The organism is Paenibacillus camerounensis, from assembly GCF_000723885.1.
GTDB lineage: Bacteria > Bacillota > Bacilli > Paenibacillales > Paenibacillaceae > Paenibacillus_AQ > Paenibacillus_AQ camerounensis.
This window is the reverse complement of the sequence record NZ_CCDG010000086.1, coordinates 58,032-67,380: the sequence shown is the minus strand read 5'-3', so window position 1 is coordinate 67,380 and position 9,349 is coordinate 58,032. Positions and strand designations below refer to the sequence as shown.

Here is a 9,349-nt window from a genome sequence, read left to right as displayed (position 1 = left end):
ATGAAGGGCAAAAGTGCCTCTGATTTCGCTGGCGGAAGGTAGAATGGATAAAATAAAGGACATAGTAGGCGGATTGGCAGCACTAAGGGGGAAATCCCACTAATGGTGTGTAGAGAGAGGTGGGTCGCCCCACTAAAGGGAGAAATCCCCCATCCAGAGAACAAGGGAGATCAGGTAATTATTGTCACGTAAAGTGAGGCGGGCCGCTCAAATAGCAGCGGCCCGGCCGGAACTCCCCACTAAAAGTAAGGCTTAATAGATGAAGCCGATGGCGGGAATGCCGGTGCCTTGGCCGGCTGCTTCTTTCGCGGCGCTTTTTTGGGCGGCGATTTGAATGGGGTGTAGCCGCCTGCAAACATTCTTCCTGTGGTGTAGCCCTGGTTATCTGCGAGCAAGAGCGGCTCGAACTTCTGGTCCTGCTCCATCAGCTTGAGCAGAATCAGCGCTGCGGCACGGGCGTCATCGAGTGCATCGTGATGCTTCAGGCTGATGCCGAAATGCTGGGAGATGACATTTAATTTATGGGAGGGCAGCTCATCGAGCATTTTTTTGCCAAGCAGGTACGTGCATAAATATTGAAAGTCAGGGTAGCTGTTCCCCGAGGCATCCAGACAATAACGCAGAACGCTCATATCAAAGGCGGCATTATGCGCAACAACAACTTCGCCCTGCAGCAGCGGCTCCACCGTGCTCCAGAGCTCCTCAAAGGTAGGTTGTCCCTGGACCATAGAGGGGGTGATGCCGTGAATAGCGATGTTCATGCCGTCAAACCGCTGGCGCGGATCAATTAGCCATACATGCTCGGCGGTAACAATGCCGTCCCTGACCTGGACAAGTCCCAGGGAGCAGGCGCTGGAGCGGCTTGCGTTCGCGGTTTCAAAGTCAATTGCAGTAAAATTCATTGGTAAAGCCCCTTATCTATCATTATGTATCTTTAATATTAAAGTAGTGAGAGATTAAATACAATCTGCTCAATTTACAAAAACCGGATAGTATGCTATTCCTAGACTATGCAAATTTGGGAAAATACCAATCTATTAAGGAGATGAGCAAATGCAATTGCTGAAAGGCCAGAAAGCAGACGTAACAAAGGGAAGAAACTTGAGCGGGCTTATATTGTCCTTTGGATGGTCAGCGGGAAATACGGAGATGGGGATTGATGCTGCCGGATTTTTGCTGTCGGAGCAGGGGAAGTGTGAGCGCGATGAGGATTTTATTTTTTATGGCAACCCGGTATCTCAGGATGGTTCCGTCAATTACGCCGCTGCAGGAAACGGGGACAAGGAGAATATTACAGTAGCACTATCCCGTCTTCCGCAAAAGGTTGCCCGGATCGCGCTGACACTAACCCTCTATGAAGGCGAACAGCTGAACCACCGGATGAAGGATGTGTCCGGCCTCTATCTCAGGCTGCTGGACCGGGAGAGCGGCGAGGAGCTGTACCGTTTTGATTATGGCTCTGATCTGTCAATGGAAACGGCGGTTGTAGTGGGGGAGCTGTACCGTCATAACGGGGAATGGAAATTTAACGCCATCGGCAGCGGATTTAATGGAGGCCTTGCTGCGCTGTGTGTGAACTATGGACTGGAAGTGGAAGAGGCCGGTAAGACGGAGGCTGCTGCTGCAGCCGAAACTGCAGTCAGAGGTACAAATGATACTGCGGCTCCGGACAAGCAGTCTGCATCAGCATCTGTCAATCTGCCCGCACAGCCGCCAGCGAACGCTTCTTCTAACCCGTCTCCACCGCCACCGGCAGAAGCCTTAAAACCTCCTGTTCTCTCCAAAATAGATCTGCGCAAAAAAATCGTCCAGTTCACCCTCGAAAAGAAGCAGCTGACCGGCGTAACGGCCAGAGTAGGTATTGTCCTGGATATCAGCGGCTCCATGAGGAATCTGTATGCGAGAGGCGTGGTGCAGGAAGTGGTTGAGCGGATTCTTGCTGTAGCCAGTAAATTCGATGACAACGGCGTTCTGGATGTGTGGGTATACGATAACGAGTTCAGCCGTATGGAGCCGGTGACAGAGCGGGATTTCGGCGATTATGTCAAAAGGCATATTTTGAATAACCGGTCTATTCATAAGTTTGGTTTTAATAATGAGCCGCCGGTCATGGAGGACGTGATCCGCAAATATACGAAGGAAGAGAAGAAGGATACCACTCCGGTATTTATTATTTTTATCAATGACGGAGGCGTCGTAAGGGCTACGAAAAAAATCATTAAAAATGCAGCCGTCCAGCCGATCTTCTGGCAGTTTGTCGGCATCGGCAACTCCGATTTTGAAGTGCTGGAAGGACTGGATAATATGACCGGCAGGGTTGTGGATAATGCGGATTTTGTGCATCTGGACCGGATTGAGGAGGTCACGGATGAGGAACTGTATGACCGGCTACTGAACGAATTCCCGCACTGGCTTAAGGCGGCTAAGGATAAACGGATATTACAACCTTAAGAAGCTGCAAAAGCAATAAATGAAACAGGCCGGCCCCGGGGGCTGGCCTGTTTGCATGCCGAATAGCGGTGCGATACTGCGCAGAAAGTCGGGCCGGTACTAGCCGGGGAGTTGACGAGTAGTATGTGGTTGGTCTAAGCCGGACTGCCGCATATTGCGTGGAAAGGCGGCCCGGTAAGAGCCGGAGTTGGCGCGTGGTGTGTGGCAGGTTTAAACCGCACTATGCCTGCAACTAGGCATGGCTCTGGAAACAGAAACCGGATGTAAGCCAGTGGTTCCCGGCTGTACAAAAGCCGGTCAACCCGCAGCGCAGATTGCTCAGAACCCGGTCGCAGATATCGGCAGGTTAGCGTCATATGCAGGGTCGGACAGCAGATCCAGCCGGTAGCCTTTGACCAGTGTCTCCCCGTTCATAATGTCGGTCTCATAGGCCCGCTTGAAGCCCAGATGCTCATACAGCTTGATGGCGGAGGCCATCATGTCGGAGGTATGCAGATGCAGGGATGCTGCGCCCCATTCACGGGATCTGCGCACGGCCTCGCCGATGAGGAGGGTGGCGATTCCGCGGCCGCGGGCGGAAGGAGAGACGGCAAGCAGGCGCAGCACAGGGGCATGGATGCCAAGCTCGGGCCTGCCGTAGGCAGCCTCCGATGAGGTGAACAGCAGCATGCTGCCGGCAATCTGCTGATCCGTCTCGGCGACGATCCGTGCAGCCGGTGCATCCCCTTGAACAGAAGCCAGGATGGAATCACGGTATTCCAGCCAAAAGGCTTCGGGTAAATAAGCGGAGTATTGGCTGTAGGCATCCAGCAGGACCCCCGCAATGGCATCCCGGTCGCTGTCTGATGCGTCGCGGATAATAACTTCTTTTGACATATTCAATAAACCCCCTTCATCCTGCGGATTCGGTCATTTGATTGCTGTCATTATACCTGATAATTCACAGTGATATAAGTGGAATTTCGCAATTCCGATAAATGGATAGAAAAGTTCTATCTATAATTGTGATTAATTTAATGGAAAACGGGGAGATGCGCATCGCAAATATATTGACAAAAAAATGTGCGGTAACTAATATATATACAAAATCTATAGGTGAGTGCGGTTATAAAACATTGTTAATTCATCGGAATAGTTAAAATTATAAGGCTTTTCAAGGAGGGCTTGGAGTGAATATCGATAATATTGAGGCCTTTGTCTACATCAACCACTATGGAAGCTTCAATAAAGCGGCCGAGGTGCTGTACATTTCGCAGCCGACGGTAACAGCCCGTATTCAATCGCTGGAGCGGGAGCTGGATTGCCGGGTGTTCGACCGTCTGGGCAAGCAGGTTCATCTCACGGATAAAGGCAAGCAGTTCCTGCCATACGCCCAGCAGATTCTCCAGGTGTATCAGAGCGGCAAGCATCAGCTTCAGGCCAAAGGCCATATCCCCAATGAGCTGCGAATCGGCAGCACCGTATCGGTGTCCAACTATCTGATGCCGCAGCTGCTGCACCGGCTGAAACAGAAATATCCGCATATCACGATCAAGCTTACAACGGCTTCGACCGATCTGCTGATTGATAAGCTGAAGGCCAAGGAAATCGATCTCGCTTTTATCCGCAAGGTAGTCAATCCGGCAATCCAGACGTACCCGTTCTGCGAGGACCCTATTTCGCTGTATGTGCATGCAGGGCATCGCCTGGCTAAGAGCGGCCGGGCAACACTGCAGGATATCCGCTTTGAGACGCTGGTGTTTTTTGAATGCGGCTCCCTGGACTGGATGCGGCTGCACCGTGTATTCGAGAGCATGGAGCAGCCGCCGAATATTGAATACCACGTGGATAATCTGGAGACGGCGAAAAAGCTTGTGCTTAAGCAGGCAGGCATCTGCTTTTTGCCGGCGCTTAGCGTGCAGGAGGAAGTGGCGGCAGGAACGCTGATCCGGGTGGACATTGCGGAGACGGAGGGAATCTCCCTGCGGACCAGCCTGATCTCCCTGAACGGGGAGAATGCGGAGTTTATTGAAACGCTGCTTGAAGCAGCCCCGGGAAAGGTCGGTAATCGACTAATTGTATAGATGTATTAAAAAACTCTATTAGCGCATGGTCACATGCAGTGATAAAGTTAATTGCATATAATCACGACTAATTCGATAGGGATTATAAAGTTAAACAGTTGAAAGACAGGAGGGCTTGCGATGAGTGAGGTTTACCGGCTGGCGGAGCTGAAGGATGCAGAGCAGCTGCTGGATGTTACATACCGTGCCTATCAGCTGATCCGCGAGCTCGGGCTGCACTGGCCGGCGGCAAATGCCGATCTGGCGCTGATTGAAGACAACATAACCGCCAATGAGTGTTATGTGCTTGAGGTAGATGGAACGATTACGGCTACCATTACACTTTCTAACGAAGAGGAGATCCGGCAAATCAGCCCGCTGCCTTTTGTAAAATGGTTCGCTGCCCATCCGGATTACAGCAACAAAGGGTACGGCGGGAAGCTGCTGGACTGGGTAGAGGAGCAGATTATCCTCGGCAAGCTCGGTTCACCCGAAGTTACGCTGGCTACCGCGAAAAAGCACCCATGGCTGGTAGGAATGTATGAACGGCGGGGGTACGAGCGCTTTGTAGAGCTTGATCTGCAGAACGGCGACGGCATTATGTATCTGATGAAAAAGACACTTACAAATAAACCAGAATTCACTCAAAGGGGATAGAAACATGAAAAAGTCCATTTCGCTCGTATTTGCATCGGTATTAACACTGGCGATAGCCGGCTGCGGAAATAACAGCAACAATGCAGGCGGCAACAGCGCAGGCAGTGCGGGCAATAAGGCAGCTGAAGCGGCGGCACCGGCGGATACAACAGCTAAGGTAACAAAGATCATCGTAGGTACGGGGACCGGGTTCCCGCAGGTATGCTTTCTCGATGAGAACGGCAAACTGACCGGCTTTGATGTGGAGCTGCTCAAGGAAATTGATAACAAGCTGCCGGAATACGAATTTGATTTTCAGACAATGGATTTCAGCAACCTGCTGCTGAGCCTGGAGACCAAAAAGATCGACCTGGTTGCCCATGTCATGGAGAAGAACCCGGAGCGGGAGCTGAAATACTCGTTTAACAAAGAAGCTTATGCCCACTGGAGAAACCGTATTGTCGTAGCTAAGGATAACAATTCGATTCAGACACTGGACGATCTGAAAGGTAAAAAGGTACTGGTCGGCGCGACAAGCGCACAGGCGCAGATCCTTGAAAATTACAATAAAGAAAACGCAGATGGCATTAATATTGTCTATCAAAGCGGAACGGCCAATGATACAGCCGCACAGATTACTACAGGCCGTGTGGATGCTACACTGGCTGCGGATTTTGTCCTCCCAATCGTTGACCCGCAGAACCAGTTGAAGGCTGCCGGTCCTGAACTGTCCTCCGCAGACATTCTCTATGTGTTCCGCAAGGATGATGCCGATTCCCAGAAGCTGTCGGATGCCATCGACGGTGCCATTAAGGAGCTGAAGACAGACGGTACGCTCGGCAAGCTGAGCACAGAATGGCTGGGTGCTGACGTTACTGCGGATTCGGCGCAGTGAGGATACCGGTGAACCCGGGAAGGGAGGGAGCGTATGGGCGCACCGTTTGATATCAGTTATGTGTTTTCCTTTTTACCCAAGCTGTTTGGTACGCTGGGCACTACGCTGCTGATTGTCGGCGGCTCGCTGCTGGCAGGGATTATTGTCGGCTTTCTGGTGGCTTTGCCGAGACTTTATAAAATTCCGGTGCTGAAGACCTGCTCTGAAATCTACATCTCCTTTTTCCGGGGCACACCGATTCTGATCCAGCTCTTCCTGTTCTATTACGGGCTGCCGGAAATTCTCAAGCTGATCAATATTGATATGACGCGCACGCCGGTGCTGGTCTTCGTGATTCTGACCTATGGTTTGCACACCGGGGCTTACATGTCCGAGATGATAAGAGCAGCTGTGCAGGCGGTGGATAAAGGGCAGGTGGAGGCGGCTTATGCGACGGGGATGACGGCGTTTCAGGCATTCAGACGGATCGTGCTGCCGCAGGCGCTGGGGATTGCCGTTCCGGTTTTCTCCAACCTGGTGATCGCCCTCCTGAAGGATACATCGCTGGCCTTTACGCTCGGAGTGATGGAGATGACGGGCAAAGCGCAGACGCTGGGTACCTTGACGCAGCATTTTATTGAAACGTATATTGCGCTCGCTCTGATCTATCTGGTTATCAGCTTTACGATTGAGAAGCTGCTGCTTGTGGCCGAACGCCGGCTGCTGCGGCATGAGAAGCAGACAGCTACGGAGAGAAAAGCGTTCAGAATCAACAAGAGCTGGTCCTACCGCCGCATTATTGCTGAGCTGGGACCGGGTAAAGGAGGCGCCGGATTATGAAGCTGGACCCGTTGTTTATCTGGACGGCTTTTGTGCAGATCCTGGGTGCGATCCCCACGACCCTCTACATCACTATCGTCTCTGTACTTGCCGGCTTCGTTATTGGCCTGGCAGTGGCCTTGATAAGAATCTACCGGGTTCCGGTGCTCTATCCGCTGGCAGTCGGTTATGTCACCTTTATCCGCGGAACGCCGATGCTGACGCATCTGCTGCTGATCTACTTTGGACTTCCCGTACTGATTGACGGGCTGGCGGCGCATTTCGGCTGGGGCTTCCGGTCGGTGTCGATTCCGATGATCGGCTTTGCGTACATTTCATTCTCGATTACAGCGGGAGCCTACATGTCTGAGGTGGTCCGTTCCGGCCTGCTCGCAGTGGACCGCGGCCAGCTGGAGGCGGCTCATTCCATTGGAATGACTACACCGCAGGCGCTGCGGCGGATTGTTTTTCCCCAGGCGCTGGCGGCGAGCCTGCCTAACCTGTCGAATGCTGTGATCGGGATGCTGCACGGCTCAACGCTCGCTTTTACCGTATCGGTAGTGGATATCAATGCCAAGGCGCAGATTGTAGCTTCGACGAACTGGAAGTTTTTTGAGGCCTATCTGGCGGCGGCGCTGATCTTCTGGGGACTCACGTTCCTGATTGAGCGTGCGACGTCGGTAATTGAAAGACGGATTAATCTGTATAACCGGGGGGGAGTGGCATGATCAGGCTGTCGCAAATTTCAAAATCATTCGGCCGCCATCAGGTGCTGAACAATATAGATTTAACGGTTACCAAGGGTGAGGTAGTGGTCATTCTCGGCCCTAGCGGCTCCGGCAAAACAACGCTTCTGCGCTGTGTGAATTACCTGGAGAAGCCAGGCAGCGGCGAGATCGCCATCGGTGATTTCAAGGTGGACTGCAAGCATGCCCGCAAGCAGGAGATTTATAAGCTCCGCCAAAAGACGGCGATGGTGTTCCAGCAGTACAATCTGTTCCGCCACAAGACCGCACTGGAGAACGTGATGGAAGGCTTGCTTATCGTTAAAAAGCTGTCAAAGGATGAAGCGCGGAAGCGGAGCATCGCCCTGCTTGACAAGGTCGGCCTCGGCAGCAAGCTGGATGCATATCCGAGCCAGCTGTCCGGGGGCCAGCAGCAGCGGGTGGGCATTGCCCGGGCGCTGGCGCTGGAGCCGGAGGTCATTCTGTTCGACGAACCGACGTCGGCGCTGGACCCGGAGCTGGTCGGTGAAGTGCTGGCCGTTATCCGCAAAATCGCCAAGGAAGGCATCACGATGATTGTGGTCACCCATGAGATGGGCTTTGCCCGCGATGTGGCGAATCATGTGGTCTTCATGGACGGCGGGGTCATTGTTGAAGAGGGAACCCCAACCGAGCTGTTTAACCATCCGCGTGAGGAAAGAACGAAGCAGTTCCTGAAACGGATCACACCTGAACTGAATTATTCCATATAGGAGGCAAAATCATGGCTATTACCATCAGCGTACTGGATCAAAGCCCGATCTATCCGGGAGAAACGGCGGAGGAAGCATTCCGCCATACGGTTAAGCTGGCACAGCTGTCCGAAAGACTGGGCTTCCGCCGCTTCTGGGTCTCCGAGCACCATGATGCCGAGCAGGTAGCCGGGTCCTCCCCGGAGGTGCTGATCTCGCATCTGCTCGCCAAGACCGAATCGATCCGGATTGGCTCCGGCGGCATTATGCTGCAGCATTACAGCCCGTACAAGGTGGCTGAGAATTTCAATGTGCTGGCATCGCTGGCTCCGGGCCGGGTGGACCTTGGAGTAGGACGCGCTCCGGGCGGTCTGCCGCGCAGCACTCAGGCACTGCAGCAGGGAAAGACGGATACGGCTACCCTGACGGACAAAATCGTCGAGCTGGAGCAGTATGTACATAACCGGCTCGGCGAAGACCACCCGCTGGCCGGGCTGAAGGCAGGCCCGCTGCCGGTTACGGCACCAGAGCTGTATGTGCTCGGAGCAAGTGTAAGCAGTGCTGAGATAGCTGCTGAACTGGGGCTGCCATACGTGTTCTCGCTGTTCATTAACGGCGATCAGGCTGTGGCGCTGGAAGCGATCCGTGCTTACCGCAGCGGGTTCACAGCTGCGGAGGGCAGAACGCCGCAGGCAATTATTGCACTTGCGCTGATTGCTGCCGATACAGAGGAAGAAGCGCAGGAGCTGGCGGGCGCGCACAAGCTGATCCGGATTACACTCGCAAGCGGCAAGACGCTGACCGTGGCTACCCGGGAGCAGGCGGAGGAGTTCACCCGCCAGGCTAAGGAGGCTTATACCATCGAGGAGCGCGAGCCTGAGATTACCAAAGGGACCAAGGAATCTGTCCGTGAGCAGCTGCTGGCGCTATCTGAGGCATCGGGTGTCGACGAGTTTATCGTGACAACGAATGTGCAGCCTTTTGATAAGCGGCTCCGTTCGTTCGAGCTGCTGAGCGAGGCACTGACGGAGGTTCCGGCTGAGGCTTAGAGTTTAAAAACAAAGGAAATGG

10 protein-coding genes and 1 pseudogene are annotated in these 9,349 nt (G+C 53.3%); 9 read left to right on the top strand and 2 right to left on the bottom strand.

The features are described 5' to 3' along the window. Nucleotides 1-239: 239 nt before the first annotated feature. The gene (locus BN3772_RS27180) at nt 240-902 is read right to left on the bottom strand and encodes a 3'-5' exonuclease (RefSeq protein ID WP_042203482.1); all 663 of its coding nucleotides are present in this window, start codon (nt 900-902) and stop codon (nt 240-242) included. A 151-nt stretch (nt 903-1,053) separates the two neighbouring features. On the opposite strand from BN3772_RS27180, the pseudogene BN3772_RS31425 reads away from it, so the two are divergent. Both BN3772_RS31425 and BN3772_RS31420 read left to right on the top strand, forming a co-directional pair. Next, a pseudogene (locus BN3772_RS31425) lies at nt 1,054-1,569 on the top strand (TerD family protein); the annotation flags it as partial. Between the two features lie 216 nt (nt 1,570-1,785). Beyond that, nucleotides 1,786-2,451, top strand: a complete 666-nt coding sequence (locus BN3772_RS31420; protein ID WP_042203488.1) for a vWA domain-containing protein — start codon at nt 1,786-1,788, stop codon at nt 2,449-2,451. A gap of 318 nt (nt 2,452-2,769) precedes the next feature. Here the strand turns inward: BN3772_RS31420 and BN3772_RS27170 are convergent, their stop codons facing one another. Continuing rightward, complete coding sequence (locus BN3772_RS27170; protein ID WP_042203481.1) at nt 2,770-3,333, bottom strand: GNAT family N-acetyltransferase; 564 nt, start codon at nt 3,331-3,333, stop codon at nt 2,770-2,772. A 287-nt stretch (nt 3,334-3,620) separates the two neighbouring features. On the opposite strand from BN3772_RS27170, the gene BN3772_RS27165 reads away from it, so the two are divergent. From BN3772_RS27165 to BN3772_RS27135, 7 genes are all read left to right on the top strand, one after another. Beyond that, nucleotides 3,621-4,514: a LysR family transcriptional regulator gene (locus tag BN3772_RS27165; protein WP_042173867.1), complete on the top strand. Its 894-nt coding sequence runs from the start codon at nt 3,621-3,623 to the stop codon at nt 4,512-4,514. A gap of 120 nt (nt 4,515-4,634) precedes the next feature. Continuing rightward, entirely contained in the window at nt 4,635-5,150 is a 516-nt protein-coding gene (locus tag BN3772_RS27160; protein ID WP_042203480.1) for a GNAT family N-acetyltransferase, read from the top strand. A gap of 4 nt (nt 5,151-5,154) precedes the next feature. Then, on the top strand, nt 5,155-6,024 hold the full coding sequence (locus tag BN3772_RS27155; RefSeq protein WP_042203479.1) for a transporter substrate-binding domain-containing protein: 870 nt from the start codon (nt 5,155-5,157) through the stop codon (nt 6,022-6,024). A 33-nt stretch (nt 6,025-6,057) separates the two neighbouring features. After that, complete coding sequence (locus BN3772_RS27150) at nt 6,058-6,843, top strand: amino acid ABC transporter permease (protein ID WP_042203477.1); 786 nt, start codon at nt 6,058-6,060, stop codon at nt 6,841-6,843. Further along, on the top strand, nt 6,840-7,550 hold the full coding sequence (locus BN3772_RS27145; RefSeq protein WP_042203476.1) for an amino acid ABC transporter permease: 711 nt from the start codon (nt 6,840-6,842) through the stop codon (nt 7,548-7,550). The genes BN3772_RS27150 and BN3772_RS27145 overlap by 4 nt, the downstream gene beginning before the upstream one ends. Continuing rightward, nucleotides 7,547-8,299 (top strand): amino acid ABC transporter ATP-binding protein, encoded by a 753-nt coding sequence (locus BN3772_RS27140; RefSeq protein WP_042203475.1) that lies wholly within the window; start codon nt 7,547-7,549, stop codon nt 8,297-8,299. Before BN3772_RS27145 ends, BN3772_RS27140 begins: the two co-directional genes overlap by 4 nt. A gap of 11 nt (nt 8,300-8,310) precedes the next feature. Beyond that, on the top strand, nt 8,311-9,327 hold the full coding sequence (locus BN3772_RS27135; RefSeq protein WP_042203474.1) for an LLM class flavin-dependent oxidoreductase: 1,017 nt from the start codon (nt 8,311-8,313) through the stop codon (nt 9,325-9,327). Nucleotides 9,328-9,349 lie beyond the last annotated feature (22 nt).